At 62.7% G+C, this 24791-nt stretch carries 35 protein-coding genes; all 35 read right to left on the reverse strand.

Annotated elements, in window-relative coordinates:
• Positions 1-21: 21 nt before the first annotated feature.
• The 35 genes from PY649_RS20280 to PY649_RS20450 all read right to left on the reverse strand — a co-directional run bounded on the left by PY649_RS20280 (position 22) and on the right by PY649_RS20450 (position 24791).
• Positions 22-537, reverse strand: coding sequence for a phage baseplate assembly protein domain-containing protein (locus PY649_RS20280; RefSeq protein ID WP_285870437.1), 516 nt, complete (start codon positions 535-537; stop codon positions 22-24).
• Positions 537-1745 (reverse strand): phage baseplate assembly protein, encoded by a 1209-nt coding sequence (locus PY649_RS20285; RefSeq protein ID WP_285870438.1) that lies wholly within the window; start codon positions 1743-1745, stop codon positions 537-539. Before PY649_RS20285 ends, PY649_RS20280 begins: the two co-directional genes overlap by 1 nt.
• A complete protein-coding gene (locus tag PY649_RS20290; protein ID WP_285870439.1) occupies positions 1742-2992 on the reverse strand; it encodes a DNA circularization N-terminal domain-containing protein in 1251 nt (416 codons plus the stop codon). The genes PY649_RS20285 and PY649_RS20290 overlap by 4 nt, the downstream gene beginning before the upstream one ends.
• Positions 2992-5598 carry a phage tail tape measure protein gene (locus tag PY649_RS20295; RefSeq protein ID WP_285870440.1) on the reverse strand — a complete coding sequence of 869 codons (2607 nt, stop codon included), beginning with the start codon at positions 5596-5598 and terminating at the stop codon, positions 2992-2994. Before PY649_RS20295 ends, PY649_RS20290 begins: the two co-directional genes overlap by 1 nt.
• A 134-nt stretch (positions 5599-5732) precedes the next feature.
• A complete protein-coding gene (locus PY649_RS20300; RefSeq protein WP_285870442.1) occupies positions 5733-6212 on the reverse strand; it encodes a phage tail assembly protein in 480 nt (159 codons plus the stop codon).
• The gene (locus PY649_RS20305; protein ID WP_285870443.1) at positions 6212-6580 is read right to left on the reverse strand and encodes a phage tail tube protein; all 369 of its coding nucleotides are present in this window, start codon (positions 6578-6580) and stop codon (positions 6212-6214) included. The genes PY649_RS20300 and PY649_RS20305 overlap by 1 nt, the downstream gene beginning before the upstream one ends.
• A gap of 15 nt (positions 6581-6595) precedes the next feature.
• Positions 6596-8080, reverse strand: coding sequence for a phage tail protein (locus PY649_RS20310; RefSeq protein WP_285870444.1), 1485 nt, complete (start codon positions 8078-8080; stop codon positions 6596-6598).
• On the reverse strand, positions 8080-8382 hold the full coding sequence (locus PY649_RS20315) for a DUF2635 domain-containing protein (RefSeq protein WP_285870445.1): 303 nt from the start codon (positions 8380-8382) through the stop codon (positions 8080-8082). Before PY649_RS20315 ends, PY649_RS20310 begins: the two co-directional genes overlap by 1 nt.
• A 4-nt stretch (positions 8383-8386) precedes the next feature.
• Positions 8387-8971 carry a hypothetical protein gene (locus tag PY649_RS20320; RefSeq protein ID WP_285870446.1) on the reverse strand — a complete coding sequence of 195 codons (585 nt, stop codon included), beginning with the start codon at positions 8969-8971 and terminating at the stop codon, positions 8387-8389.
• Complete coding sequence (locus PY649_RS20325) at positions 8971-9405, reverse strand: gp436 family protein (protein WP_285870447.1); 435 nt, start codon at positions 9403-9405, stop codon at positions 8971-8973. The genes PY649_RS20320 and PY649_RS20325 overlap by 1 nt, the downstream gene beginning before the upstream one ends.
• An 88-nt stretch (positions 9406-9493) precedes the next feature.
• Positions 9494-9892, reverse strand: coding sequence for an HI1506-related protein (locus PY649_RS20330; protein WP_285870448.1), 399 nt, complete (start codon positions 9890-9892; stop codon positions 9494-9496).
• A gap of 119 nt (positions 9893-10011) precedes the next feature.
• Positions 10012-10905, reverse strand: a complete 894-nt coding sequence (locus PY649_RS20335; RefSeq protein WP_285870449.1) for a Mu-like prophage major head subunit gpT family protein — start codon at positions 10903-10905, stop codon at positions 10012-10014.
• Positions 10906-10913: 8 nt separating this feature from the next.
• Positions 10914-11303: a capsid cement protein gene (locus PY649_RS20340; protein ID WP_285870450.1), complete on the reverse strand. Its 390-nt coding sequence runs from the start codon at positions 11301-11303 to the stop codon at positions 10914-10916.
• Positions 11304-11305: 2 nt separating this feature from the next.
• Positions 11306-12352 carry a phage protease gene (locus PY649_RS20345; protein ID WP_285870451.1) on the reverse strand — a complete coding sequence of 349 codons (1047 nt, stop codon included), beginning with the start codon at positions 12350-12352 and terminating at the stop codon, positions 11306-11308.
• A gap of 60 nt (positions 12353-12412) precedes the next feature.
• Complete coding sequence (locus PY649_RS20350) at positions 12413-12919, reverse strand: phage virion morphogenesis protein (RefSeq protein ID WP_285870452.1); 507 nt, start codon at positions 12917-12919, stop codon at positions 12413-12415.
• Positions 12920-13024: 105 nt separating this feature from the next.
• Positions 13025-14275: a phage head morphogenesis protein gene (locus tag PY649_RS20355; protein ID WP_285870453.1), complete on the reverse strand. Its 1251-nt coding sequence runs from the start codon at positions 14273-14275 to the stop codon at positions 13025-13027.
• Positions 14272-15855, reverse strand: coding sequence for a DUF935 domain-containing protein (locus tag PY649_RS20360; RefSeq protein ID WP_285870454.1), 1584 nt, complete (start codon positions 15853-15855; stop codon positions 14272-14274). The genes PY649_RS20355 and PY649_RS20360 overlap by 4 nt, the downstream gene beginning before the upstream one ends.
• Positions 15855-17396 carry a hypothetical protein gene (locus tag PY649_RS20365; RefSeq protein ID WP_285870503.1) on the reverse strand — a complete coding sequence of 514 codons (1542 nt, stop codon included), beginning with the start codon at positions 17394-17396 and terminating at the stop codon, positions 15855-15857. The genes PY649_RS20360 and PY649_RS20365 overlap by 1 nt, the downstream gene beginning before the upstream one ends.
• A 125-nt stretch (positions 17397-17521) precedes the next feature.
• On the reverse strand, positions 17522-17680 hold the full coding sequence (locus PY649_RS20370) for a hypothetical protein (protein ID WP_285870455.1): 159 nt from the start codon (positions 17678-17680) through the stop codon (positions 17522-17524).
• Positions 17677-17901 (reverse strand): hypothetical protein, encoded by a 225-nt coding sequence (locus PY649_RS20375; protein ID WP_285870456.1) that lies wholly within the window; start codon positions 17899-17901, stop codon positions 17677-17679. The genes PY649_RS20370 and PY649_RS20375 overlap by 4 nt, the downstream gene beginning before the upstream one ends.
• Complete coding sequence (locus tag PY649_RS20380) at positions 17898-18497, reverse strand: DUF3486 family protein (protein WP_285870457.1); 600 nt, start codon at positions 18495-18497, stop codon at positions 17898-17900. Before PY649_RS20380 ends, PY649_RS20375 begins: the two co-directional genes overlap by 4 nt.
• A gap of 8 nt (positions 18498-18505) precedes the next feature.
• Positions 18506-18817 (reverse strand): VpaChn25_0724 family phage protein, encoded by a 312-nt coding sequence (locus PY649_RS20385; protein ID WP_285870458.1) that lies wholly within the window; start codon positions 18815-18817, stop codon positions 18506-18508.
• Positions 18818-18824: 7 nt separating this feature from the next.
• Positions 18825-19136: a DUF2730 family protein gene (locus PY649_RS20390; RefSeq protein WP_285870459.1), complete on the reverse strand. Its 312-nt coding sequence runs from the start codon at positions 19134-19136 to the stop codon at positions 18825-18827.
• Positions 19133-19354: a TraR/DksA C4-type zinc finger protein gene (locus PY649_RS20395; RefSeq protein ID WP_285870461.1), complete on the reverse strand. Its 222-nt coding sequence runs from the start codon at positions 19352-19354 to the stop codon at positions 19133-19135. Before PY649_RS20395 ends, PY649_RS20390 begins: the two co-directional genes overlap by 4 nt.
• Positions 19351-20094, reverse strand: coding sequence for a hypothetical protein (locus tag PY649_RS20400; protein ID WP_285870462.1), 744 nt, complete (start codon positions 20092-20094; stop codon positions 19351-19353). The genes PY649_RS20395 and PY649_RS20400 overlap by 4 nt, the downstream gene beginning before the upstream one ends.
• A 30-nt stretch (positions 20095-20124) precedes the next feature.
• Positions 20125-20460 (reverse strand): cell wall anchor protein, encoded by a 336-nt coding sequence (locus PY649_RS20405; RefSeq protein ID WP_285870464.1) that lies wholly within the window; start codon positions 20458-20460, stop codon positions 20125-20127.
• An 11-nt stretch (positions 20461-20471) separates the two neighbouring features.
• Positions 20472-21194, reverse strand: a complete 723-nt coding sequence (locus PY649_RS20410) for an NlpC/P60 family protein (RefSeq protein ID WP_285870465.1) — start codon at positions 21192-21194, stop codon at positions 20472-20474.
• 113 nt (positions 21195-21307) lie between these two features.
• Positions 21308-21703 carry a hypothetical protein gene (locus PY649_RS20415; protein WP_285870466.1) on the reverse strand — a complete coding sequence of 132 codons (396 nt, stop codon included), beginning with the start codon at positions 21701-21703 and terminating at the stop codon, positions 21308-21310.
• Positions 21700-21888 (reverse strand): hypothetical protein, encoded by a 189-nt coding sequence (locus PY649_RS20420; RefSeq protein WP_285870467.1) that lies wholly within the window; start codon positions 21886-21888, stop codon positions 21700-21702. The genes PY649_RS20415 and PY649_RS20420 overlap by 4 nt, the downstream gene beginning before the upstream one ends.
• Position 21889: 1 nt before the next feature.
• Positions 21890-22540, reverse strand: a complete 651-nt coding sequence (locus tag PY649_RS20425; protein ID WP_285870468.1) for a regulatory protein GemA — start codon at positions 22538-22540, stop codon at positions 21890-21892.
• Positions 22537-22815 carry a hypothetical protein gene (locus PY649_RS20430; protein WP_285870469.1) on the reverse strand — a complete coding sequence of 93 codons (279 nt, stop codon included), beginning with the start codon at positions 22813-22815 and terminating at the stop codon, positions 22537-22539. Before PY649_RS20430 ends, PY649_RS20425 begins: the two co-directional genes overlap by 4 nt.
• The gene (locus tag PY649_RS20435) at positions 22812-23051 is read right to left on the reverse strand and encodes a hypothetical protein (RefSeq protein WP_285870470.1); all 240 of its coding nucleotides are present in this window, start codon (positions 23049-23051) and stop codon (positions 22812-22814) included. Before PY649_RS20435 ends, PY649_RS20430 begins: the two co-directional genes overlap by 4 nt.
• Positions 23051-23440: a dATP/dGTP pyrophosphohydrolase domain-containing protein gene (locus tag PY649_RS20440; RefSeq protein ID WP_285870471.1), complete on the reverse strand. Its 390-nt coding sequence runs from the start codon at positions 23438-23440 to the stop codon at positions 23051-23053. Before PY649_RS20440 ends, PY649_RS20435 begins: the two co-directional genes overlap by 1 nt.
• Positions 23437-24120 carry a DUF7168 domain-containing protein gene (locus PY649_RS20445; RefSeq protein ID WP_285870472.1) on the reverse strand — a complete coding sequence of 228 codons (684 nt, stop codon included), beginning with the start codon at positions 24118-24120 and terminating at the stop codon, positions 23437-23439. Before PY649_RS20445 ends, PY649_RS20440 begins: the two co-directional genes overlap by 4 nt.
• A gap of 11 nt (positions 24121-24131) precedes the next feature.
• Positions 24132-24791, reverse strand: a complete 660-nt coding sequence (locus PY649_RS20450) for a DUF3164 family protein (protein ID WP_285870473.1) — start codon at positions 24789-24791, stop codon at positions 24132-24134.

A 24791-nucleotide genomic window follows, 5' to 3' on the forward strand; every position in this document is an offset into this window, starting at 1 on the left:
CATGCCCGCCATGTCGGGCGGTCAGTTGTTGGGGGCGTCCGTACTTTCGCCACCGTGGACGACGCCGCCGTGGGTGTGGGTCCAGCCGATGTTCTTGCCGTTGTGCTTAACGGTTCCGCCCTCGATGTCGACGCCATCGGCCGAGATTGTGAAAGTGACGCCGCCGATCTTCACCTTGAGCGAATCGCCAGCGGCGATGTTGATCACGCCATCGTTGCCGACAATCATCTTATCACCGTGCTGGTTATGGATGCCGGCATCGCCCTCGTTGAGGTTTCCCATGCGCTTCGACGGATTGGCGATCGGCAGGAGGACAATGTCGCCCTGGTCGCCGGCAACCGCCAGCGCGATCGCCAGGGCGCCGTCCTCGGGCGGGTGGCCGGCATAGCCGTAGGGATGGATGATTTCGACATTGTCGCGCCAGATGCCATCCGCGACCTCGATCGAGGCGGTCTGCATCTGGCCGTCATCCTTGATGTTCTTGATCACGCCGCGCCGGACCATGCCACGAAGCTTGTCGGTCGTTTCCTTGTCCATCAGAGCCCGCTTGCCGTCCCGTCGAGGGGACCTGAGTGTTTCTTCTTCTTACCTTTGCCGTTGCGCCGGCGATTTCCGACCGGCTGCGCATCAAAGGCTTCCGGGCTCATGATCTCCAGCTCGGTCACACGCGCCTCGCCATTGCTCTCCCTGAAGGTGACGCGGGTGATGAGCATGTCGCGCTCGATGCCGGCCCAGCTGTCGGAGACATAGGCGATTTCATTAACACGCCAGAGCTGTCCGTTTGCCCGAAAGTCCTTGACCGTTTCGGTGACGCTTTCGCTCGCCGCCCTAGACGTGCGCATGCGCCGGTCAGCCTCGTCGCCGGCCGCCTTGTTGTCAGCCTTGGCGCGTGCAAGATGGACGACAGGGCGGTAACGCGTGATCTCGCTGTCGGTCGCGAGGCCCTTTGCGGCGGTGCCAGCGCGCTCGGCCGTGGTGGCGGAGCCGTCGCCGCTCCTGCGATCCGCGGTCGCCAACGGCTCGGCCGAGACGTCGAGCGGCTTGCCAGTGCGCTTCTTGCCGGCGCGCTCGCCCTGCCCATGGACGTGATGATGGGAATGCCGGTTATGGTGGCCGAAGCGACCCTTGGACTTCAAGACGTTGCCGGGCAGTGAAAGGTCTGCCGGCGCGCGCTTGGCGCCGGTCCGGGTAATGACGATATTACCGACGCCATCCGACAAGACCAGGGCATGACGGGCGCGCGAACCTTTCTCGATCGCGGTGAAGGCGGTCTCGCCGAGATCGAGGCCATAGCGGGTGAAGGGGTCGCCCGTGTCGATCTCGGATCGGACGCCGAGCCCGTAGGGCTGTGCAATCCGCTTGGCGGCGTCTTCCAGCTTGACGTTGTTGTACTCGCTCGGCCCCGTGGTGAAGGCCGCGCAGTCGACCAAGTCGCCCGTCTTGTCGCGGCCGGAGATTTCCACTGAGGCCGAGGTCGCCTCGATCTCAGTGTCGATCCCCTCGATCCAGCCCTTCAGGACCAGCTCGCCATCCACCAGCACCTGCACTTCCACACCCAGCTTAAGGTCGAATGCGGTGCCCGCGGTGGCAAAAGGGAAAGTAGCAAGTGACCGTTTCGTGTCCCTCAGGGTGAATTTGAAGGCACCTGAAAAGTCCTTCAAATCCCGTTTGACCTCGGCAGATGTCCACTCGACATAGTCCTGACCGCCGACGCGCAGCGTGATGCCCTGGCCTTGCGTGATCATGAGCCGAGCACCTCGACCGAGCCTTCCAGACGCGCCGGGTGACGCGGCTTGTTGCGGGCGACGATATCGGCATAGGCCGCCTCGATCTGGCTCGGCGTGTCACCATAGACATATTGTGCCAGGCCCCAGGCATCGGTGGGTCGATCGAGATTGAAGGTCAGCACGCTCGGCAGGCGGCCAATCGTCTCATTGATGTCGACAATCAAGGCCGACTGCACGCCGCGCGTCGCGCGCCGCAACGTCGAGGCTGTCGTCAGAAACATGGGGGAGCGGATGGCTTCGAGCGCGTCGGCGAGCGTGTCGAGCGCATCGGTCGCTTGGCCGCGAAACGTCTGAGCGTCCTGCCGCGAGGAATAGTCAGCATAGACCGATTGTGCGGCCGTCTGTCCTGCGAAATGCGCCGCCGTCGAGAGCAGCAGCGCGGTGTCGGCGTCGGAGGGAGCCGAGGCAGCGGCGGTCGTCATCGCGTTTACCATCGCCAATCCGATCGCCGTCAGGCTCTCAGGCGTTGGGGCCACTATCGTAGCCGCCTCAGCCGCTGGCGAGACAGCCGGCGTCGAATTGACGGCATTGATGATCGCGGCCGCCGAGATGATCAGCGTGTCGAACTCCGCTGGCGTCGACGGCGAGCTGGCGGCGATCGCCGTCTTGAGCTGGCTCACGGCGTTGACCGATCCGGATGGCGGCGTCAGGCTGCCAATGGCCGAGGTGACGACGCGCGTCGAGCGCTGCACCGACTTCGTCTGGGTCGCGGATATGATCGTGCCGACCACGCCGATGATGGCCGAGGCGGCGGCGACGATCCCGTCGATCGCCGACACCAGGCCGGCGAGGCTTCCAAGGACGTCGCCAGCGCCGGGCGTGTATTCCTTGAAGGTGGCGGTGAAGCGAACGACGCGCAGCTCGGTCGCCGAGAAGCTGATGCGCGCAGGGTCCTCGGCCAGGATCACCTGCATCGGTCCAAGCCAGGGATGGATCAGCATCGCCGGGCCGGGTGTCCGGAACGCGGCGGCCAAGGCAGCCGCCTGCGCCTGGTAGTCGTCGCCGATGATCAGGCCGGATATCTCGATCGTGTCGGGCGAGACGCCAAAGTCGTCGTAGTCGGCGGTGTCGATGCCGGGATAGAGCGACTGCATGACGCGCCGGCCGACCGACGTGCTGGTGTCCGGCATATGAAACGTGATGCCGCGAAAGGAGCCGGCGAGCAGGCCGGGGAGAGCCCAATCGATATCGTCGAGCAGAGACATCAGAGCCTCCCGATCGCGCGGCCGGTCTCGGAGCTAATCGGCACGGTCTGCTCGGCTGGTTCAGGTTGACCGACGACTCTGGCGGGGCCGTCGACCGTCACCTTGATTTCGTTCTTGATGACGGCGGTGCCAGTAACCGGGGGAAGAGCTGGGACGATGACGTTGCGGGCGGCGGCCGGTGCTGCCTGCGCGGGCGTGTTGTTGTTGGCGGCGGGACGCTGCGGCAGCTGCGGCAATGGATTGAGAAAATCGTCATTGCCGAGATGATCATCGATCGCAGCGGCCGTGCCGCCGTTGGGAAGTTTGTCGCCGGGTGCGGCCGAGGTCTGGCCAAACGACATGAAGTTTCTGACGGTAGAAACCGCATTGGCCAAATCCGACCAAGTCTTCACGACGCCGTCCGGAAGGAGCTTTGACCAGTCAATGCCGGCCGCGACCTTTTCGGAGAGATCAGCCAAGCCGTCCACAATGGCGGCGATCCAGTCGGAAATGTCCTTGATTAGATGCAGCGAAGCGCCAATCGTGCCACCGAAAAGATCGCCAAGCATCTTAAAGAAGCCGGAGACTGTGCTCGGATCGACGCCTGCGATTTTCACGACAGCCTCACCTATGCGCATGAAGCCGTTGCCAATCTCGACAATATTATTGACGATGCCACCGACGTCCTGCCCCATGCCCCGGAGATAAGGTGCAAAGCCGGTCCCGAAATCCTTCAACGCACCCCAGCCGGCAGCGATACCCCTCAGGGCAAGATCGAGCGCCTCGACCGCTTTGACCTTGGCATCGTCGATCGTCAGGCCAGACAGGTCGATCTTAAAATTCAGTGACTCCTTGAAGCCGTCGAAGAACGTCTTCAGGTTCTCCCATCCGCCCTTGATATCGTCCCAGGCGCTGGCAAATCCGGCCGCTATTTCAGGGCCAAAATGATCGGCGATGTCCTTGCCGGCCGCGATGATCCGGCCGCCGATATCAACGATCGCGGCGACGGCGCGCGGCGCACCGTCAGCGATGCCATCCCATGCGCGGCCAAGCGCATCGCTGACCATCGGTCCGTAGCGGTCGAACAACTCGCTGCCATATGCAAGGAGCTGCCGACCGCGATCGCGCATGCCGTCGACGAAGGACCAGAAACCATCCTTCGTCCGCTGCCAGACCTGGCCGATCTTCGGCCCGAACGTGCCCCAATTTTTATAGAGGAGATACGCCCCATACCCGACGGCTGCGATCGCAGCGCCGGCGACGGAAAAGAGTGCGGCGACCGCCTCGATGCCAGCACCGACGATCGGTAGAACTATGCCGAGCGCACCGAGGGCGGCGGTCACCAGGACGGCAGCACCGGCCCATGCTAGCCCCTGGCGAACGAGGCCGCCGGTCTCGGCATCGAGATCGCGCATCCACTTCAAAGCCGCTTCAAGGCCGCTATTGATCATCGGCATCCATGTGCCGAAGGCGAGGCCGACTTCGCGGGTCGCCTGTGTACCGATTTCGCCGAAGATGACGAGCTGCTGGTTGAGCGCCTGCATCTGGGTCGCGAAATCGCGATCGGTCACTGCACCCGTCGCCTTCGCCACCTGGTCCTTGATGTCTTTATACTCGTCGAGATTGCCGAGCAGCGGCAGTAGGAAGTCCATCACCTGCATGTCGGAGAAGAGGCCGCCGAGCTTGCCGGCGCCGTGGATTTTCTCAAGCTCGTTGCGGACGTAGCCTAGCGCGTCGGCGCCCTGCAGGCCGCTCGCCTTCGCTTTCTTCATCAGGCCGTCGATCTCCTGTGACGACGCGCCGGTCAGCTTGACGATTTTCTGCACGACGGCCTCGATCGGGTTGATGCCCTTCGTGGCCGCGTCCTGCATGACCGCCTGGATATCGACGCCGGCGTCCTTAAAATTCTTGATCGTCGTCGGTGCGAGGATCTTCGTCAGGAAGTTCTTCAGGTTGTTCGCCGCCTCGGCCGGGTCGGACGTGCCCTTCTTGGCGATTTCGAGCGCGGCGCCGAGAAAGTTGACCGCCTCGCGGCCGGTGACGCCAAACTTAGCCATCTGGCCGACGAGGGTCGGGAAGTACTTCGCCATGTCCTTCAGCTCGAAGGACCCGGCCTTGCCGGCAACCGCGAGAGCGGCGAGCGAATCGTCGAGCTGGTCGGCCGGCACCTTCAGCGTGGTGAGCAACGCGGTGGCGACACCGGCCATGTCAGAGAACTCGGCATGCGCGGCCGTCGCCGCCTTGCCGATCGAGCCGATCGAGGCGTCCACCAGCTTCTCGTCGAGGCCGGCGGCAATCATCTGGCCGGCGCCCTCGGCGATCGTGCTGGAATATTGGCCGATCTTGAGCGCCAGGCCCTCATACTGCGTTTTCGCCTTGTCGACGAAATCATAGGCGGCCTTGCCCGACAGGTTCGCCGTGCCGGCGATATCGACAAGCTTTTGCTGGAACGCCGCCGCCTCCTGCATCGGCGCCATGAAGGAGATGCCGGCGATCGCCGTGCCGACCAGGCCGATCTTCTTGGACAGGTCGACGAAGCTTTGAACGCTGTTGCGCAGCCCACGTAGCGGGCCGGTAAGTCCGTCCTTCAGACGGACCAGGACGTCGAGCGACATCGAGTTTGCCATTGATCAGCCGTCCTTCGGTGAAGTTTCCTGTCGGAACGCCATGATGCTGTTCCACCAGAAGATTGCGGTTTCGGCGTCGAAGCTCTCAATCTCCGACGCCGCAAACCCTGTGCCCTCAGCGAGACCGCCGAGGATTACGCGCCAGTTTTCCGGCCACTGTACAAAAAATGGTTGAGCACCTGGCCACATCGGGCGATATCGGCTGCATCCATATTGTCGAAAATGCCGTTCATGACGGCCTGGTTGATGCGGGTCGCGCGGGCAAAGGCGACGACGATCGTGTCGCCGTCGCGGGAGCCGGCGATCACCTTCTGATCCTTGCCGGTCAGCCGGTGAAGGGTCAGCTCACTATAGTCCTTCTCGGCAACGACGCCGTCCTTCCGGGTCCGGAGCTTCACCGGATAGTGCAGCGGGATAGTGACCGAGCCATCGCGGTTCTTGATGGCATCGTCCGGCAGAGCATCGCGCGGATCTTCGTCCTCGTCGATGATGGTCGGGTCTTTGATCTTCGCCGCGACCGGAGCATCTTCGTCGATGATGCCGTCGTGGATTTCGGTCACGTCCTCAGAGGAAAGATCGATGGTGACATTGCGGGCGGGAGCGGGCGTTTTCATTAGCTCAGGATCTCCGTCGGTGTCGAGCCTTCCCATTGCAGCTTGATCTTACCGCCGTCGCCGCCGGTAATGTTTGGGATATCACCGGAGAGGAAGGCATCCTCCCAGACGTAGGTCTGGCCGGTGTCGCAGATGACCTGCAGCTCCCCTTCTTTGTTGGTGCCATAAAGCGAGGACCAGCTCTGGCCCTTTTCGAGGTTGGTGGTCGCCGTGATCAGCGACCCCTGATACTCCTGCGCGCGCGCCGTCTTGCGGCCATAGGTGACGGAGTTGTTCTTGATGCCGCCGGGACGAAACTCGGCGCCCTTTTCGACGGGGACGTTGACCCCGTTCCAGGTGATGTCGACGATGCCTAAGACTTGCGTCATGGATGGGTCCTTCGATTACGCTTCGAACTGCAGCGACTGAGCGAAGACCATCAGATTTCCGACGATGTTGACCAGCGGCCGGCCCTCAAGCCGGTTCTTGTCACTGTCGGAAATCGCGAAGGTGCTTTGCTTGACGGTGTTGGCGACGTCCTGGATCCAGGCGCGCTTCTCATAGAGCTTGCAGCGCGCCGTCCAGGTCGCCTTCATCTTCTTCGGGGTGACAACGGCGTCCTGGTTGCCGTCGCTGTCATAGCTGTTGGAGTTGGCCGCCGTGCTATCGTCCTTCACCAGCTTGGCGCGCGGATAGAGGAGCGTCGTGTAGCTCGCCCAATCATAGCGGATGCGGCTCATCGTGGCGGGCACCATGACGTCCAGCCAGGCGCGATCGGCGACGCCGAGCGACGTCGTCTTGTACGTCGTGATCAGGCGCGAGATCGTCGTCGTGCCATCCGGCAGGTGCTCGAAGGTCGAGATGCCGGTCTGCAGGAGAAGGTTCTTCTCCGTATCCTCGAACTGGTCGATTTCGTCAGGCGCGACGATGCCGGGAAGGACGAGCGAGCGCAGCTGCCGGGCCGGATCGTTGGTCAAGTGGAAGGCCGCAAGCGCGCCAACCGCCGCCGCGATGTTAAACGCATTGCTCTTCGGCCGGTTGAGGCCCATGGCGGAGACGAACGGCGTGTTCGTCAGCGCGCCGAAGGTGCCGAGCTGGCCGAAGGTGCCGCGCTTGGCGACATAGGCCTGGACGTCGAGTTTTGCCGTCGCGACGTAGCGAGCTGCCACCCATGCTTCAAGAAGGCCCATGTTGGTCGCATCGGAAAACGGCGAGATGACCGAGGTGAACCAGGTGTTGGCGATCGCATCGAGCAGCGGCTGGATGGACGGGTTGCCTTGGCCGCCATGCATGTCGGCGACGGTGATGGTCAGGCCGGTGGGAACGATCTGCGCGTCGGTGTTTACGCGCAGATCGATGTCGTTGCCGACCTCGCCGCCATAGCGGCTGGTGCAGGTGACAACGCCCAAGGCAGCGGTTGCCGTAACAGTGTTGGAGCTGTCCGCATTGATCGCCGCGGCAAGCTTCGTCGCGAGGTTGGCGACCGTGTCGGTAGGCAGAGCCGTAATGCGGATATCGCGGCCGGCGACGAGGAAGCGAAGGACGGTCGAGGACGGCACTGCGCCGACGAATGTGAAGCTGCCGGTTGCGGCGACCGCGTCTACGTCCGCGTCGACCGCGATGATGTAGAAGGCGGTGGTCGAATTACCCTTCTTGAAATAGACGACCATCTCGTTGCCGATCGAGCCGTCGCCGAGATAAGCGATCGCCTGATTGGCGCGGGTTACCTGCGCGATCAGCGTATCTTTCAGCGCGCCGGCGGCCAGGCGCGGCGCGAACATCAAGACGCGCTGCGGATATTCCAGAAGGCCTGCCTGGTCATAGTTGGCGCTGATCTCGGCGAATGTATCTGGCTGCAGCCAGTCGGTCGGGATTTCGTTGAAATCCATTATTTCACTCCTTTGGACTTATCGCCGCTGGCGTCGGAAGCCTGCGTATCGGTTGCGGTCGCGCCGGCCGGGGACGATCCGGACGAAGACGAAGCAGAGACGGCCGGCGTGCTAGCCGGCGTACTGACCGCCGGCGCGGGCGTCGCGGCTGCGGCGGGTGCCGTGGTTTCGATCAGGTCGCCGTCTTTCAGGCGCCGGCGGATATAGAGGGTGTTTTCGGCGTCCATGCCGTCAGCCGGCCAGAGACGGCCATCCTCCTGAAACACTGTCCGGCCGGGGCCGGGTTTTAGATATTTGCCCATGGTCCTACTCGGTTTGAGGGATGTTGATTTCTGCGGAGACGGTCGGAGCGTCCGGATCGTCGGCGAAGGTCCACGTCATGCCGAGCGTCCGGAAGTCTTCGAGCTGCTCAAGCTTCAGGTCGTTGACGTTGGCGGTGAAGGCGATCTCGAAATCCACCTGCGCCAGGACGATATCGTCGGCGGCGAAGCCATCGGCGACGATGCTATTGGCGGCGGTCACACGGCACGCGCCGATGCCCGGAAAGGTCACGCCATGCAACATGATGGTCGCGACGTCGGCCATGGCATCGAGGCCGATGTCCAGGGCGTCACCTTTGAAGCGGCCTATAAGCGCTCTCGAAGACTTGTAGATCAGTACCAGGCGCCAGAGCATCTGGCCCTTCAGGCGCCGACCGGCGTCAGGATCGGTGCGCATGCCGACCCATGCTAGGCCGATGAACGGCGTGGTCTTGGTGACGCTGTCGAACTCCGTCAGCGTCATGTTCTGTGGCACTCGGTCAATCTTGAATGTCTTCGACGGGAACGCCAGGCGCAGCCGGTCGATAATGGCCGGCTCCATGGTGCGGATCGGTGCGTAAGAAGTCTCCATCAGAAGTCCCTCATGCTGCGATCGGAAAAGACAGTGCGGCGATCGGCCATGCGCGGGCCGGAATTGACGGTCGGGCCGAGCGCATCGGCCGCCGGCAGATCGAGATGGATTTTTTCGTCAGCAATGCCGCGCAGCCAGGAGATGACATCGGAGCGCTGTTTCGACATCTCCTCGGTCGGCCTGGTGCGTTCGCCATCGGCCAGGTCATAGCGGGCGAGCTGGCAGCAGGCGCGGACGATTTCGGAAGGCGGCGTGGCGATCGGCACGAAATACCTGCCGCGCACATAGCTCTCGATCAGTGCCGTCGCATCGGTCAGCGCCGTTTCGACCTTGGTGGCGTCGACCACGGTCGCGTCCAGATCGTCCGGCGTGGAAAGCCGGATCATCTGGGGTTCGCCGAAGCGGGCGATCATGTCATCGACGGTTGCGTACAAAGTTCTGCCTCAAAAGATGATTGGGAGCCGCGATGCCGCTGCAGCTCCCGTAGCTTGACGCGCCTGTCGGCATCCGCGCTCCGGGGTATTACTGGGAGCCGGCTCCAGCGCCGGCGGCTGATGCATCGACCTTCGCCTGCAACTCCGTGACCTTCACATTCGCGGATTCGAGCTGCGCGCTCAGTTCCTTGGTCCTTTCCTTCGCCGCATCGGCGACGGACTTGTTGAAGCTCTTCTGCAGTTCGGCAGACTTGGCTTCGACCTGGCGCTTCACCTCGGCCGCAACTGCGACCTTGAAGTCCATCGACTGCGAAAGGTCGGCGACCTCCTCATCGTCCATCTCGACGACCTGGAAGGATGGATCGGCCTTGAACGCGGCGAGCTGCTCTTCGGTCCAGCGACCTTCGTCGTAGACCTCTCGGTCGGGATGGCGCACGCCGTGGCGGAGCATGCCGGGCGACGTGCAGATGATCGCGATTTTCGTCATGAGACTTCCTCTTGCGGGTTTCGGGAAAGCGGCTCGATCAGCCGTTTTTCAGAAACCCGCCGGCAGGCTTGGGAGGTCTGCCGGCGGTGGCCTGTCTCGTAGGCTTCAGCCCCGGCCGATCAGGCGAGATACGGAATGACGACGACCTCGGCGGTCTTTGCCCAGACGTTGGTTTCGCCGCCGTTGATCAATGCCGCTTCGACGATGGTACGGGCCGTGCCTTCGAGTGACGCCGGAACGAGCAGCTTGGTCGGGCGGATGTTGAGGATCTCTCCGGATCGTTTGCGGATGCTCATCATCGCGGCGCGGGCGGCCGCATAATTGTCGGCGGTCAACGCTGCCTTCGACATGTAAGCAAGCTGCCAGAGACCGAAGCCGGCGTTGCAGCGACCATCGACGCCGAAGATGAACTTGCGATTGAAAAAGACGTTCGGGTCGTTGGCATTCTGCAGAGGCACAAGGTTGAACGGCTTGCGGGTCTGCCAGACCATGGGCTTGATGACCTGCGTATCGTCGACCAGATACCAGGCCGGCCCTGCGCCATCGGTGAAGTTGGAGACTGTCGTTGCTCCGCCGTTCTCATCATAGCCGGGATGATCGGTGTCGAAGAAATACTGGCCGTCGTAGCACTTCGTGACGTTGCCCTTTTTCAGCAACGGGAAGATCTGCAGGTCAGGGAACTGACCGGCGTCCTGGCCCATCTGCGCGGCGATGTTGGAATAGACGCCGAGCTGATCATCTTCGATGTTCTCGCGCAGCACACCGATCGTGTTCTCGAAGGACCTGTTGCGGATGACGTAAGTCTGGACCGACAGATCATGAACGCGGCGGTCGCCGATCCATTCGCGGATGCCCGGCAGATCGTCGAGGCGCGGATATTCGTTCATGGCCGTGCTGGACGGTACCGGCATGGCGACCGTGTTCCAGAAAGTCTGGACCGAGCCGAGACGGGCATTGAAGGCAAGCGAAAGCCCGGTGAACAGGCTTCGCAGAGTGCTTGAATTGATATCCATCGGAGATCCTAGAGGGTTTTCATCCACGCGCCGGCGGCGTCGATCGCGTCGAGCGTGCCGATCTGCAGATTGGTGCTGGCGGTCAGGGTGAAGGTGTCGTCGGCCGTGGCATAGACCGGCTTATGAACGTCGGCCGGCGTGGCGCCCGCGAGCGGGATATTGAAGATACCCTTGTCGACGTCGACGTAGACGTCGCCATTGGCGCCGTTGGTGTTGTCGACGCGTTCCTTGGCGAGGCCGAGAAGTGCCACGGCATTGACGTTGCCGGCAGGAACCGCAAGGCCGGCGGCCGTCACGCCAACAGCTGCGCGGCCGAAAATCTTCACGCCTGCGAGAACCGGGAAACCGTAGCTGTCGCCACGGCGGCGGTCATAGTAGAGATCGTTCGAAGCCGTCATGGTCAGACACCCTTTCCATGCAGAGCCTTCGCGGCATCAGCGAAGGCTTTCGGGTCGAAGCCCATCTGCGCGATGACCTGGTCGTCTTCGACGCTGAGCTGTGGGTCCGTGTTTGCGGGCGTGGTGCGATTGCCGAGGCCGCCCGCATTGAGCGACGGCATCAGCTCGATCTCCTTCTCGACCGAGGCCGGGTCCTTCGTGTGGCGCTCGATCATATGGTCGCGCAGTGCCGGCACGATCTTGCCGGCCTTGATGCCGGCATCGACGACGGTGACGGCCCGGTCCTTGGCGTGGCTCGTGACCAGCGTCGTGTACTGGGTGTTGAGCGAGGTCAGCTGGTTGCGCAGCTCGGCAACCTCTGCCGCCGTGCCGGTTGCCGGCGCCTTGGCGTTGATCGCAATGACGATCGCGTCCGGAGAGGCGTTGGCGGCAACGCCGGCGGCCAGGGCGATACGGCCCATGGCAGCAACGGTGCCGGCGTGCGCCTGCTGTGCGGCATGAGCCGAAGCAACGGCCGCCAGGATGGCGGCCTCGTCGGCGGTTTCCGGAAGGCCGAGCGCCTTCCGCAGCTCTTCAAGCATGGAATGCTCCTGTTTCGAGTGAAGGGATTTCAGAAATGGAAGGTTGGGATCGTTGGTCAGCGCGACGCGCAGCATCTTCGCGATCTTGAAGGGCTTCGTCCGCGTATGGGCAAAGACCGGCGAGATGAAGCCGTATTCGTGATCCTCGACCATTTGTTTGCCGGTCGGCGTCCAGTCGACGCGGCCCCAAAGGCCGTCCGGCCGAGCCTGCAATTCGACGATCCAGCCCCGCGCCGGAGCCGAATGGCCCTGCTTGGCGGCGAGGTCGGTGGAGTGGTTTTCATCAACGGGAAGACGGACGCCGTCCTTGGTGAAGGCCGCGATCAACGCATCCATGTCCGGCTTGGCATAAGGGCCACGACCGTCAGCGCCGGTGAATTCTTTCGCCGGCAACAGCTGCAGCCATTCCGGCGCGACGGTGGCGGCCGGGTCGAGGGCATGCAGAAGGGCGTTGATGAGCTGTTCCATGGCAAATGGTTTGCCATGGGTGTCGCGCGCATATCATGCCCGACAAGGCGGGCGGCATTGTCAGGGCTGAGCGGTGTAGCGATCGATGAAGGAGAAGACGATCTCGGCAATCGAGGTCTGATCGTCCTTCGATATACCGAGATATGGTCGCGCGGGCAAGGTGACGCGATTGGCAACGACGAGATTGCCACCCATGCGGAAGAAGAGGTGCTTTGCCTTCACCGGCCGGATGACGCCGCCGAACTGATGGATGGCGGCATAGACCAGGTTGGTGCCGATCCGGACCTCGTGATTGCTCGGCCGGGAGTTGATGCTGTCGCGCAGCCGGCCGCGTTCGGTGAGGATCCTCGCATTGCGCTTGCCGGCGGCATATTCCGGATTGAGCGCAATCCAGTGGCCGCCGGTCGGATCGGTCTGGGTGACGAAGCGCATGACCGTCGAGGCGACCAGTTCCGTGCCGATCGCGGCCATGACCGGCCGCGTGTTGGTCATCAGCCGGCCCAGCTGATCGAAGCCGCGAAGGACGGCGCGGTCGGTGATGGTGAATGAAATCGAGGCGCCGGCCATGTTTGCCTTTCCGCCCTGTCAGGGCTATATTTGAGTTGTGACGCGCCGAGCAGGACGCGCGCTCTTTAGAGCGATTGGGATCAGCACTTCCGGCCCCCCAGCGCGTCACACTTTCCCAAGCAGCCGCCGCACTGCGTTGTCGTTCGTCCGCCGAAGCGAGACGAGATAGATTTGATCCTTGCCGTCCGGCCGCTTCACCACCTTGACGCCCGCTTGGTAGAGCTTGCCATCGTAGTACTCGCCGACGAAGGACCAACGACCCTGCGCGTCCTTTACCAGCCTGCCATGCTCGGCCAGCCACTTCGGCAGGACGCCATAGGCATCTGCCGTGGCGATCGCATGCTTGACGTGACTGCGGATCGTGTCGGCCGACAAGCGAACTTCCGTGTTCACCGGGACATCGAGATCGGCGGCGATCGACTTCGACGCGATCGCGACCGGTGTCCAGGCGCCGTCCGGCCACTTGCCCTTTAGCGAGGAGCGGACGAAGGCGGCGATGTTTACCGCGTCGGCGCTGACGGCCTTCGGACCAGGCGCGGTCTGATCGAGCCAGGCCTTGCCGGGATTGTAGGCAAAGGACGGATCGATACCGAGCGGCTGATCCGTGCCGAGCTGGTCGAGGTCGGGCACGCGATCGGGCCTGGTCTTGCCGGCGCGGCGCATACCGGCGGCCGAGAGCGGCACGACGAAGCAGCCGCAGTGATAGCCGTTCGGTGGATATATCTTGCCCCAGATCGGATCGTTTGCCGGCCAGATTTGGCCGTTCCACGCCAGATGCTGGACGCGGGGATGAAGTGAGCCCGAATGGTTGTATTGCCAGTTTGGGAAGGTCGCGAGCGTGTCGGGCTCGGTCATCTGCGCATAACGGCCGGCAGCATAGGCGGTGCGCATGTTGGTGTCGAAGATCACGTCCGTCCGCCAGCCGCGATCGCCGTTGTAGGACCAGCCGTGCTTCTTGACGATGGCGTCGAAGTCCTTCCGGAAGTCTTCGAGCGTCGAGCCTGTCTCAAGCGCCTTTTGAATGGAGGCTTGGAAATCCTCGACGAGTGCCTTCGAGTTGGCGCCGGCGACCATGAACATCTTCGAATGGGCAGCATCCCAGACGTCGCGGTAGCTTTCTGTCGGCGTCGCCGTCTTCTGTTTCAGGAAGGCGATCGCTTCCTCGAATGGCTGGTCGAAGGCACTGGCAATTCCGTCATCGGACGCATGACGTGAAATTATCCGCGCGAACGGGCGAGGATCGACAGGAAGGATCGATTTCAAAGTACTTTCAAAGCCCGTGGACGCGTTTTTACGTCCAAGCCGCGCGACGGTCGCGGCGAAGCGCCCTACGAGCGTCTGTGGGGCGCCAATCATGCATTGGCCTTGATGTCGTCGAGGAGTGCGGCCTGGCCGACCAGGTGCGCCAGCGTCATGCCCTTGGCCATCGCCTCGGCGAGTGCGTCCGGAGCGAGCTGCAGCTTTGCCAGGCGGTCGGCCGCGTCACGCAAATCCTTAGCGCCGGTGACGGCCTGGCGCACCTCGTCGATCATGCCGTCCATCGCATCGGCTGCCTCACGGTTCAGTCGATCGTTCATGGCGGCGATCATGTCGTCGGGCGTCTGGCGCGCATTCCGGCTGGTGAAGAGCCGATCCATCATGGCGTTCAATGCGGGGTCTGTCCCGCCATCGCCGGCCGCACCCTTGCCGCCGCCGCTCGGCTTGCCGCCGATCACGTCCTCGCCGGGCTTGGGCGTCGGAATGCCCATGCGATCGCGAATATAGGAGACCGGGGCAGTCAGGCCCTGCGGAGCCAACTGCCAGAAGGCTTGTGCGAACTCGCCGAGCGGCACTTCGTCCGGACGGCCGATGCGCACATGCGGATAGCGATCCTGCGGCCCGAAATTGAAGGCGATCATGTTCGGGATGAGCTGCGCATTGATCGTGTCGGTCAGGCAGAGCGCGTCCGACCGCTCGATATCCTCCTGGACCAGGCGGTGCTCCCGGCTGACCGCATGGCCGCCGGAGACAGCGTCCGTCGTCGTTGTCTGGCCGAGCACAAGCTTGGAGGTCTGACGATCGAGCCAGTCGGCGCGTTTCTCGTACATGTCCGTCGTCGAGCCCTTTGACGACAGTTCCTGAAACTCGATCAGCATGTCCTTCGGAATGATCGCCGCGCAGTCGCCGGCGATGTTGTAGACGGCTCGCCAGAGCACGTCCTTCTCGGCCTCAGTGGCTCCACGGCCATAGCGGCCGATGCGGATCGGCTGGCCGAAGTTCTGGACGAACATCGCCCAATCCTTGACCGTGAAGCTTTTGAACATCCACGACCAGGCCGCGACGCGGGCGATGCCGGAGCGGATCGTCAGGCCGGACTTGTTCTTGTGGCGATGGACCACGAACTTGTGCGGCGCCAGCGGCGTACCGATGCCACCATCCCGCAACAATACGGTGTCGCCATCGGTGAGATCGAAGGTAAACCAGCGCTGGTCGCGCCAGGTGAGCTGGCAGGGTGTCTGCCTTCCGAAACGGAGCTGCCAGTCGATCTCGCAGATCGAGACGCCCTTGCCAATCGCATCGAGCATGTCAAAGAGCGACCGGCGTAGGACGCCGTCGTCGATCCAGCCCTGGATGAAGGCGGCATGCTCCTGGTCGGCGGCATCCTCGGATGCGGCGGTGACGGTGATCGGAAGCTGCGACACCGCGCGCTTGCGGGTCGCCATGACCGAGGCGTAATGCGGATCGCGCTCCTCGATGTCCTCGGCCAGCTCGAAATAGGCGAGCGGCTCGCCGCTATCCGCCGCCCGAAGAATTCGGGCCATGCGCTCCGGCGTCATGCCGTTGGCGGGATGCTCGGAATAGGGCGAGCGGCCGCCGGCTATGCTCGGCCCGGCTATGGCTTCGGTGAGGCTGAAGGCGTCGACCAGGCGGCCGAGGAAGTCGCGAAGCATGCCCATCAGAGCGCTCCTCTCAAGCGGATGTCAGTGTTTCGGGTCGGCCGGCGATCGTCATCCGGACGCATCATGGCCGATTGCACCACGTCGATGGTGCTCGCCGATCGGCGGCCAGCCTCATAGGCGTAGGAGATGCTTTCCTGCCGGGACGCAAAGAAGGCGAGCGCGCCGGCCGGCGCCGTGTCGCCGTGGCGATCGTAGCCGTCGACGCCTCGGCTCGAATGGCCGTCCGGCACCTTGATGATACCGTTGACGTAGGCGAGCGCCTGGTGGTCGGCCAGGACGTCGGCGTCCTTCGGCAAGAGGATCGTCTTGTCGGAGAAAGCTTCGATATAGGCGGGCATGTTGGCTGCGTACCAGCTCGCCGTCGTCATGACTTCGTAGATGATCTCGCCCCAGCGCTGGCGGGCCTTTTCCGCCAGATACTGACCGTTGCCGCGCGCATCGAGCGCGCCGGCGACCAGGCGCGGAATGCCATCGACGATGTAGAAGAGGATGTCGCGCTGCTGATCGAAGGGAATGTTCTTCAGCTCGACTATCAGCTTGGCACGTCGCACCAGGTCGGAGCCGATCTCCGCGACCACGATTGCCGTCTTGTCGCCCGATCGCGCAAAGTCCTCGCCAAAGGCGTGCTCGCGGTTGCCGTCAAGGACGTCCAAAAGCGGCTTCAAAACGCCTTCACAGAATTCCTCGGCCTGCTGTTCGCGCTCGATGTCGGAAAGCATCTTGAAGCTGTCGGGCCGGTCCCAACGCACGACAGCTGGCAGGCTGTCGGACATGCAGCTCTCGATCAGCAGCCGGGTCAGTGCTGTGCCCTCGGCCTCGGCCGGGATCGCGTCCAGCTCCTGCTTCATCTTGGCGGTGCGCGTGCCGTAGGCGGCGCGGATGTCCGCCTCCCATGCCTCCTCCTTCTCTGCCGTCCACTCTTCGCCCTTGATCAGACAGACACGCTTGAACAGGCCATTCCTGACCGCATCGCCAAAGGAATAGGTGTGGACCGAAAACGGGTTCTTCTTCGCGCGGGCTTCTTTGATCAGCTCGTTGAACGGGTTCATGATGCCGTTGTGCGAGGAGATGACGCGGATCTTGCCGCCCCAGATCAGCAGAGCGTTGACCGCGTCCAGGACGTCGCGGACATCCTTGTGGAAAGCCGCTTCGTCGATGACGACGGTCCCCTGCAAACCGCGGATGTTTTCCGGCCGGGACGAAAGGCCCTCGATGCGGAAGCCGGAGGCGAACTTGATCTGGTAGCCGGAAATGAACTTCGTGGTGCCGTCGTCGCGCTGGTCGAGATAGATGCTGTCCTCGATCGTCAGCATCTCCTTGGCGACGAACTTGGCGAAGTGGGCGGCATAGCCGATGAACTCGCGCGCTTTCGACTTGGTATCGCCGATATAGAAGACGTTCTGGCCGCCGGCCGAACGCTTGGCTGCGGCGATCAAGGTGCAGTCGAGAGCCTCGGCGAAGGTGACGCCGGTGCGTCGGCCCTTCTCGCAAATCTTCAAATCCGAATCGTCGGCGAGCCAGGCGGCTTGGTGCGCCATCAACACGCCGTCTTTCAACGGATCGAGATCATCAGGGATATCGGCGCCGCGCGGCAACTCTTCCGGCAGCTCGGCCTGGTCGAGCGGCAGCACCGGGTCGGTCCATTTGGTTTCGGGGAAGGTGGTCACCGCTTGACCTCCGCAACGCCCGTGCCGTCGCAGGCCGTGCACTCGTGCTTCGGATCATAGGTGATGGTCGATACGCTGCCGTCTTTCCGGAAGGTGATGCGTCGGACGGCCTGGCCGACACCACGGCAACGCGGGCAGGTGGTTTCCTCGGTCATGGAGTGTCTGCCGTGCCGGACCGAAACCCGAGTGTCGGCGACTGAAGCGGTAAGTCTTCGACTCGCGCGTCCCGCCAGTTTCGCTCGGTTTCTTTCACGCTGTCATTGCCGGGTTGGCGGCGGCTGAAGAGCGAACGATAGACATCGTATTCCTCCTCGACCTGCAGCACGAGTGTCCCGCGCCAACCGATGCGGTAGCGATAGCGACCCGTCAGCCTCATTTGCTCTCCTCCTTCGTGCGGACGCCGAGGAATTCCTTGCGCGCCCTGGCGATGCTCTCCTTCGAGATGCCCGGTTCCTTGGCCAGCGTTTCGAGAACGGTTTCCGTCTTCTTGGCGAATTCCGCTTCGAGCTTCAGCCGGCGCGTCGTCGACATGTTCTCGGCGAGCTGCAGCGAACGCATGGCGTCCGCCATGGCCTTCGCCTCCTTCGGCGCGAAACCATCCTCGCCGCCGTTTTCCAGCATTTCGAGAATGAGCGTCTTCAAGGTCAGGGTGGCGGCCATGGTGACGTTGTCGTCGGTCCCTCCGGCCGTCTGGTCGACGATCGCCTCAGCCATGACGCGGGAGCGCTTCAGGCGGGCATTCAGCCTGCCGATTTTCAGGGCGTGCCGGTTGAACGACGAGAAAGCCGGAATGTCGAAGCCGAGACCAAGCTCCCCCTGCAGGGCGATCAGCTTGGTCCGGAATTCGGCATAGATGTCTGTCTGTGTCCGGCCCGACTGCGCCAGCTCCTGCGCGGCCCAGGCGACGATGGCGTCGCACTCCTCTGGCAGCTGGTCGATCGCGGATGGACGCGGGCGCATATGCGGTGCCATGGTGCGCCTCAGTCCGGATCGCCGGGAGCCTGGACGCCGATGAGCTGATGCCGGCGCTCGACATGGTCCCTGCCGGTCTTCGTCAGCTCGGCCATCATCGCGGTTCCGATAACGCGGGTGCGGACGGCGCCGGCCTCCTCTTCAAGCCAGAGCAACTGGTTGCGAACGAAATCCGTCGTCTTGCGATGGCCGAAGGCCTCAAGCTCCTTGCTAAGGCCATAGTCGTTCATGACGCCACCGCGTTCGGCGGCGAGCGCCTTCAAAATGATGAGGCGGACATTTTCCAGCCGCCAATCCTTGTATTCGTCTGCGAGGCTCATAGGTGGATCAGTCCTTCCGGCTCAAAAGAAATTCTTCCACGCGTCGTGTCGTGCGTTCGGTCACTTCCGACGATTTCGCCATGACGCCGATCTGCCCCTTCATCTCGGTCAGATCGAGCTGCAGCCTGTGGACCGTGTCCTGGCTCGGCATGTGCTTCAGATCATTTTCGACTGTGGCAAGGCGATTGGCATGATCGTCCAGGCGCGACGCAATCTTCTTGGGGCCGGAGCTGAGGCCGACCCAGACAGCGGTGCCGATCGAGATCAGCGAGGAAATGATGGTCAGCCAAAGGAGGAGGCTTTGCGGGTCGATGGTCAACGGTGGCTCCGGATATCGGCTTCGTGCTCGCTTTGGCAACGGATGCAGCGCCGGGCGGACGGATATACGGCTCGGCGGGCGGCGGGGATTTCGGCCGAGCAATCCTCGCATTCGAGTTTGCCCTTGGCCTTCACGGCGCGAGAGGCGGCGGAAATAGCCGCCTCCCGCTCTTCTTCGGCTCGCCGATCGGCGAGGTCGAAATTTACGCGATCATTCATGTGGCGGCTGGCGCTGGAGCTGCGGCAACGGGGGCCGGACTATTCACCGGCTCGGTTACGACTGCCTCGGCTGGGCCGAACCACGACGCCATCTCGGGCAGCTTGGAAAGGATGAGGCGATGCAGAGCCTCTTCATCGACCGAAAGCTTGTCGAGTGCGTCCGGGGCATGCCCCTGCACGTAGAACATGGCATCAGCGATGACGTCGGCCGTTGGATTGACCGAGGGCGGCAGGCCAGCCTTGGCAAATGCGAACTTCAGACCGTTCTCGGCCGCGAAATGCAGGACATCGCGAAGGTTCCGCTCAACGTCCTGACTTGCCGTAATTTTGAACAGGCCAAGAAGGGAGATGATCTCCTTCACGATCCAAGCGCCGGCCAGGCCGAGCAGGCCGACAACCGTATCGATCCCGTAGCCGACGATCTGATCCGCGATGCTGGTCGTTGCAGGAGCTGCATCCGCCGCATGCGCAATCATTGAGATGGATAGAAAGGCCGCGACGGTTGCACCGATGACACGTCGGCCGAGCGGGTAGCAGATCACCAGCATGGCGGCCACGATCAAGACAGTGGGCGCATAGGACAGCATGCCAAGGGGCGGGCTGATCGTTCCGCCGTCCGCCGCCAGGACGAAGCCTGCGGCGGCGAAGAAAAGAACGATCGCTGAAACCAACAACACCGGGATAGGCGGGATGATATCTCCGATATGATGCCGCAAGGCGGCAAAAAACTTCTTTGTCACTGCGTTAGGTCCTTCAAAGTTTGGGGATGGTTAGCTTGCCGCGTCGGCTTTGGCCTTGGCGTCGTTGATGTCATCGAGCGCGTCGATGACCTTCTGCGGCGCCGTCTGAACCGTCACGGAGGAGGGGTCGGCGCAGAACTCTTCCGCCGTGGTGTAGGCGGTCTTTTCCGCATCCTTGACCGACTGCGGAACATTGGCGATCAACGTCACCAGGACGAAGGCTGTGTGGGCAGCTTCGACCTTCGGGCAATAGTCCGTCAGCTTCTGCTGGATCGTGGCATTGGCGTTATCGACGCTCGTGGTGACGCAGCCCGACAGGGAGAGCGTGCACAGAGCAGCGGCGGCGGCAATCAAAGCAAGACGCATCGTTGTTCCTTCTAGGCTTCTTTGGCGGAGGGGGTGTGGTTAGCGGTTAGCATCATCCGGCCACCAACCGGCGCCTCGCCGGTAAGAGGCCAGCGAATGGCAACGAGGCGCTCTTTCGGCACCCAGTCGTCATTGGTCACTGCGTCCGACTGGTTGCCGCCGAGGCAGCAGAAGTGCGTTTCGTTTTCGCCATAGTACTGGGTGACGTGGCCGCCGCCGGTACGCTTGAAGACGAGGATCGCCCCGGGCGCCGGCGTTTGAAGCGCACGGCCGAAGGTTGCCCAATTCAGGGCGCCAAGCGGATTGTCCGGGAGCCTTTCGGTTGGCAGCGCGGCGCCAATGCAATGCGCCTGGAAGAGGCCGCACCAGGGCGTGCTGTCCTGGGTGTAATAGCTGCTGATCCAGCCGCCGAGCTTCTTGGCCCATCCGATAATGGTCGGGTTGTTGGCCGCGCCGACGCCCTCGTGCAGGCCGATGAGGCGCTCGGCTTCGCGCATCCATGACGGCTTCGTCGGCGCGACCGGAACGGCCTGGTATTGAGAAATGTTCGTGACCTGGTCCGTGGTCTTGCGCAAGGCCGCGACGGTATCGGCATTGGCCGTACCTGTTACCGCCAGCCCGATCGATGACTGAAACGCCATCAGCGCGACACTGACCGCTTTCGCGCCAGCGCCGGAAACAGGATGGCCGTGGATTGCCAGGCGGCCAGCCAGCCACTCATCAAAAGACTGCATTATCGCCCCTCGACCAAATTTCGCCCTAAATGAAAACCGGCCGAAGCGGCCGGTTTGACAGGGTCGAGATTAGACAGGGCGACAGGGATTAATCATGCCCGCCGGGGCGGGGCCTATTCCTCTTTGGGCGGGAATATTTCGAGCTGGAAGGTGTCGGCCTGGCGGCGCGGGCGAGCCGGGCGGGTGCCGGCGCGGCGAAAGAGCTTGTCGACGCCGGTCTCCGTCATGCCGAGGCGGCGGGCGATCTGGCTGTTGCTCATGCCGCTTTCGCGGAAGTGCACCGCCCGATGCTCTCGGCCGAGCGGTACCCTTATATAGCTGCGGCCGTAGTGCTTGCATAGACGGCTTGCGGCGGCCACGCCGATTTCGTGCTGCAGCAATGTGCCGTTCGGCTCGACGGGCACATAAAGCCGGGTGCCGCCGAAGGCATCGGCCAGGCGGATAAAGCCTTCAAGCCCGACAGTGTCGAGCAGCTCGTCCGTCAGTTCTTCGTTGCGCTCGGCTCTCATCGGACAAGCCCCATGCGCAACTCGAGGCGGATCAGGTCAGCGGTCAGAAGCTTGACCTTCTGTTCTGTGCGTATGCGCGAATGCGCGTCCATGCCACCCCTTTGAAGCCTTTTCAAAAGCTCTTCACGCTCATACCGGATGGCATCGAGTTCATGCTTGTCGAAGAGGGGCAGGACAGCGGCCATGTCAGTCGCTCCTGCCGGTATGTTGCTGGTCGCGGATGATGCGGCCGAGTTCGTTCATGACCGTGATCCAGTTGTCGCGGGTCATTTGGTCGCCGGTGATCGGTGTGCGCAGGATGGCGCGAACCTCGACCCAGAACTGCTTTTCCTTCCAGCCCTTGATCCGGGCGAACTGCGCCTGTGCGATGCGGTACTCCGGCTCGTTGCCCCAGGACGGAGCGAGCCTGTCCCGGCGCCAGCCGACGCCACCTTCGCGCGTCAGCCAGTTTTTCAGGGCTTCGATAACGCGGGCAGCGTCATCGGCATGGTGCAGGAAACGGGTATGGTCGATGCCGGTCTGACGCTTGACGAAGGCGATCAGTGCAGCGTCGTCGCGGTCGCGGACGATGCCGAGGTTCCACCCGGCGATCCACAAGGCCTGCAGCTTGCCGGCATAGCGGCCGGACAGCTTTTGGCGGCCGTCACGGCGCCGATCGGCGCCGGCCGGTGCAAAGCCCTCGTTGCGGAACACTGTGAGAACCTTCTGGCGCTCGGCCTCGGTCATATCCTTGGCCGAGGTTTTGCCGGTAATGCGCGCCAGCTTGGCGCGATAGGTGTCGTCGTCGAGGCCGAGTTGCTTTTTGGCGACGTGAAGGGCGGCGATAGAGCTGCTCACTTCGAGCCCTCCCGATGATCCGCGATCCGAAGCAATGGAGCGGGAAGCGCCAGGCGTTCGGATTTTTTGGTTGGCGGCTTTGGATGAGGCTTTTTCGCGTCCTCCTGTTTCCGCGACGCATCATCGAGCTGCCGCAGGAGCGAGGCGATCGCGAACGTGTCTTTGACCGAGAGTTCGATCTTGATGAGCGTTTCGAGGCCCTTCGCCGTCTTCTTCGACGACGAAGAGAACGTCTTCAGCTCAACCTCATCGGGCGTCCAGAAGAGCGTAGTCATACCAGCTCTCCCGTGACTTCCTCGCCAAGGCCGCGCCCGAAGGCGACAGCCTTGGCGGCATCGATGTCAGTGGCGAGGATGATGCCGTAGAACCAACGATCAGCATCTTCATCACGGAATTTGGTGGCGAACAGGACCTTTCGAGATTTCAGCAGTTGGATTTGTCTGTCGCTGAAACCGAGGGTGTCGTCGAAGGCGACGCCATCAGCGATCGGCAAACTTTTATGAATGACCATCACTCGGCACCGCCTTTCACATGCTCGATCGCTTTGTGGGGATCGGTGTCGCGCCAATCCGGCCATTGGCGCGCTTTGTTGACCGTCAGCTTGGACCGGATAAGGCCGATGGCCTGGCCCGGAGTGTAGCCAAGCCGAATGAGCCCGTTCAGCCCCAGCAAGACGATATCGACCCATTCTGCCGGGTCTGTCGGATCACGCTCGATCTCGACAAGCTCCTTCCGGATATGGTCGATCGTTCCTTGCGTGCGCGGGCCGGGTCCGAAAGTTGCGAGGTTCCAGGCGGCGAAGTCGGCAAGCCAGGCTTCGTCGAGGGCGTCCGCGACGGCAGGGGGCAATCCCTGCACCGCGTGATCGTGGGTCGGTATGGGATACTTCTGAGTAGTCATGCTGCACCACCGATCAGCTTCCGAGCGCTGCGGGTCCCAACGCCATGGGAAAGATGGACGTCGCCACCGGCTCTCCATCCGGCGCTGATCGCTTGGTCGAACCTCGGTTTGTACTTTGCCGACTTGACTACCTTCGAGCTGGCAAACTGGCGGTCGCGCTCGGCCCGAGCGGCAGCCTGGGCGGCGTCGGAGATCGTGGCCGCGAATAACTCCCGAAGCCTTTCGACTATGCGGACGATCAGCCCATACGTGAAATCCCGCAAAGCCTGGCGCCGGGTCGCCGTCGCGCGGCGGCGCTTGTAGAACTCGCCGGCCCGGAATTTCTTCTGCTCGAATTTGACGGCATTCGAGCAGACATCGACCAAATAGCCGGCGATTTCCGGCCAGGGGTCACGGCCGATGAAGATCAGCGCCTTACCCTCGGGACCCATGGTCCAGAGGACGGACGTGTTTGTGCAGGAGGCAATCGCCCCCCATAGACGGGACTCTGGGGATGAGCTTCCCTTATCCGTCGATATGGTCGAGCTAGTCATTTCCAGCTCATCGGCCGAAAGCCCATGGGAAGCCATCAACTCGGCGGCCTTGGCAGCCGCCGCTAGCGCCTCTTGTTCTGTGCAACCGCTGCCGGTGGTCATGCGCCGGAGGGAGTTGATCCGGCGCTTCAAATCATCGCGATCCATGGCAGCTCTCCTCACGCATCAGCGATATTGAGCGAGATGCGGATCCATTCGGACTCGTGGCTCTCGCGGAAGCTGAAATGCAGGTACTCCTTCGAGCCGATCACACGCACGGCCGCGTTGATGGCCTCCATGGCTCGCACCCATCGCGGATCGTCGCTTTCGATCTTGAACAGCTCGAACACGGCGTCCTTGCTGATTTTGCCGGCCTGGTCGACATTGAAGGCACGGGTGACGAGGCCGCGGATTTCCGCGCGGCCGTCTTCCGTCCACTCATTGAGGCATTCGTCAATCAGGCCCTTGGCGACCTGCAACTGAGGCCCGAACTCGATCAGCTTGTTGACGCGCGTTTCGACGGTCATCAGCCCGTCGATCGTGCGGTACTTCTGGTTTCCGGCGCCTGCTCTACCGCGTTTGACCAGGCCGTATTGGGCTTCGAGGAGACGGTCGAACTCGGCGATGTCCGCTCTGGTGTGCTTTTTGAAGCGGGCAAGTTCGGCCGAAAGCGGCTTGGCAAAGCCGATGATCTTGCGGACCATCTGATCTTCCAGAAAGTCCTCTGCCTTCACCAGGGCGAGAGGCGTCAGGCCACCTTCGGCATTGGTGACGTATTCCTTGCCCTTGACGACAGTGGTGCCCGTCGCCTGTTTTTCTTCGAGAATGACTGCATCCAT

Origin of the sequence: Rhizobium mayense (genome assembly GCF_030272705.1) — a bacterium.
GTDB lineage: Bacteria > Pseudomonadota > Alphaproteobacteria > Rhizobiales > Rhizobiaceae > Rhizobium > Rhizobium mayense.

Coding starts and splice junctions, on each gene's coding strand:
- PY649_RS20280 (WP_285870437.1), bottom strand. CDS start 537: ATGGACAAGGAAACGACCGACAAGCTTCGTGGCATGGTCCGGCGCGGC.
- PY649_RS20285 (WP_285870438.1), bottom strand. CDS start 1,745: ATGATCACGCAAGGCCAGGGCATCACGCTGCGCGTCGGCGGTCAGGAC.
- PY649_RS20290 (WP_285870439.1), bottom strand. CDS start 2,992: ATGTCTCTGCTCGACGATATCGATTGGGCTCTCCCCGGCCTGCTCGCC.
- PY649_RS20295 (WP_285870440.1), bottom strand. CDS start 5,598: ATGGCAAACTCGATGTCGCTCGACGTCCTGGTCCGTCTGAAGGACGGA.
- PY649_RS20300 (WP_285870442.1), bottom strand. CDS start 6,212: ATGAAAACGCCCGCTCCCGCCCGCAATGTCACCATCGATCTTTCCTCT.
- PY649_RS20305 (WP_285870443.1), bottom strand. CDS start 6,580: ATGACGCAAGTCTTAGGCATCGTCGACATCACCTGGAACGGGGTCAAC.
- PY649_RS20310 (WP_285870444.1), bottom strand. CDS start 8,080: ATGGATTTCAACGAAATCCCGACCGACTGGCTGCAGCCAGATACATTC.
- PY649_RS20315 (WP_285870445.1), bottom strand. CDS start 8,382: ATGGGCAAATATCTAAAACCCGGCCCCGGCCGGACAGTGTTTCAGGAG.
- PY649_RS20320 (WP_285870446.1), bottom strand. CDS start 8,971: ATGGAGACTTCTTACGCACCGATCCGCACCATGGAGCCGGCCATTATC.
- PY649_RS20330 (WP_285870448.1), bottom strand. CDS start 9,892: ATGACGAAAATCGCGATCATCTGCACGTCGCCCGGCATGCTCCGCCAC.
- PY649_RS20335 (WP_285870449.1), bottom strand. CDS start 10,905: ATGGATATCAATTCAAGCACTCTGCGAAGCCTGTTCACCGGGCTTTCG.
- PY649_RS20340 (WP_285870450.1), bottom strand. CDS start 11,303: ATGACGGCTTCGAACGATCTCTACTATGACCGCCGCCGTGGCGACAGC.
- PY649_RS20345 (WP_285870451.1), bottom strand. CDS start 12,352: ATGGAACAGCTCATCAACGCCCTTCTGCATGCCCTCGACCCGGCCGCC.
- PY649_RS20350 (WP_285870452.1), bottom strand. CDS start 12,919: ATGGCCGGCGCCTCGATTTCATTCACCATCACCGACCGCGCCGTCCTT.
- PY649_RS20355 (WP_285870453.1), bottom strand. CDS start 14,275: ATGATTGGCGCCCCACAGACGCTCGTAGGGCGCTTCGCCGCGACCGTC.
- PY649_RS20360 (WP_285870454.1), bottom strand. CDS start 15,855: ATGGGCATGCTTCGCGACTTCCTCGGCCGCCTGGTCGACGCCTTCAGC.
- PY649_RS20365 (WP_285870503.1), bottom strand. CDS start 17,396: ATGGCGCACCAAGCCGCCTGGCTCGCCGACGATTCGGATTTGAAGATT.
- PY649_RS20370 (WP_285870455.1), bottom strand. CDS start 17,680: ATGACCGAGGAAACCACCTGCCCGCGTTGCCGTGGTGTCGGCCAGGCC.
- PY649_RS20375 (WP_285870456.1), bottom strand. CDS start 17,901: ATGAGGCTGACGGGTCGCTATCGCTACCGCATCGGTTGGCGCGGGACA.
- PY649_RS20380 (WP_285870457.1), bottom strand. CDS start 18,497: ATGGCACCGCATATGCGCCCGCGTCCATCCGCGATCGACCAGCTGCCA.
- PY649_RS20385 (WP_285870458.1), bottom strand. CDS start 18,817: ATGAGCCTCGCAGACGAATACAAGGATTGGCGGCTGGAAAATGTCCGC.
- PY649_RS20395 (WP_285870461.1), bottom strand. CDS start 19,354: ATGAATGATCGCGTAAATTTCGACCTCGCCGATCGGCGAGCCGAAGAA.
- PY649_RS20405 (WP_285870464.1), bottom strand. CDS start 20,460: ATGCGTCTTGCTTTGATTGCCGCCGCCGCTGCTCTGTGCACGCTCTCC.
- PY649_RS20410 (WP_285870465.1), bottom strand. CDS start 21,194: ATGCAGTCTTTTGATGAGTGGCTGGCTGGCCGCCTGGCAATCCACGGC.
- PY649_RS20415 (WP_285870466.1), bottom strand. CDS start 21,703: ATGAGAGCCGAGCGCAACGAAGAACTGACGGACGAGCTGCTCGACACT.
- PY649_RS20420 (WP_285870467.1), bottom strand. CDS start 21,888: ATGGCCGCTGTCCTGCCCCTCTTCGACAAGCATGAACTCGATGCCATC.
- PY649_RS20430 (WP_285870469.1), bottom strand. CDS start 22,815: ATGACTACGCTCTTCTGGACGCCCGATGAGGTTGAGCTGAAGACGTTC.
- PY649_RS20435 (WP_285870470.1), bottom strand. CDS start 23,051: ATGGTCATTCATAAAAGTTTGCCGATCGCTGATGGCGTCGCCTTCGAC.
- PY649_RS20440 (WP_285870471.1), bottom strand. CDS start 23,440: ATGACTACTCAGAAGTATCCCATACCGACCCACGATCACGCGGTGCAG.
- PY649_RS20445 (WP_285870472.1), bottom strand. CDS start 24,120: ATGGATCGCGATGATTTGAAGCGCCGGATCAACTCCCTCCGGCGCATG.
- PY649_RS20450 (WP_285870473.1), bottom strand. CDS start 24,791: ATGGATGCAGTCATTCTCGAAGAAAAACAGGCGACGGGCACCACTGTC.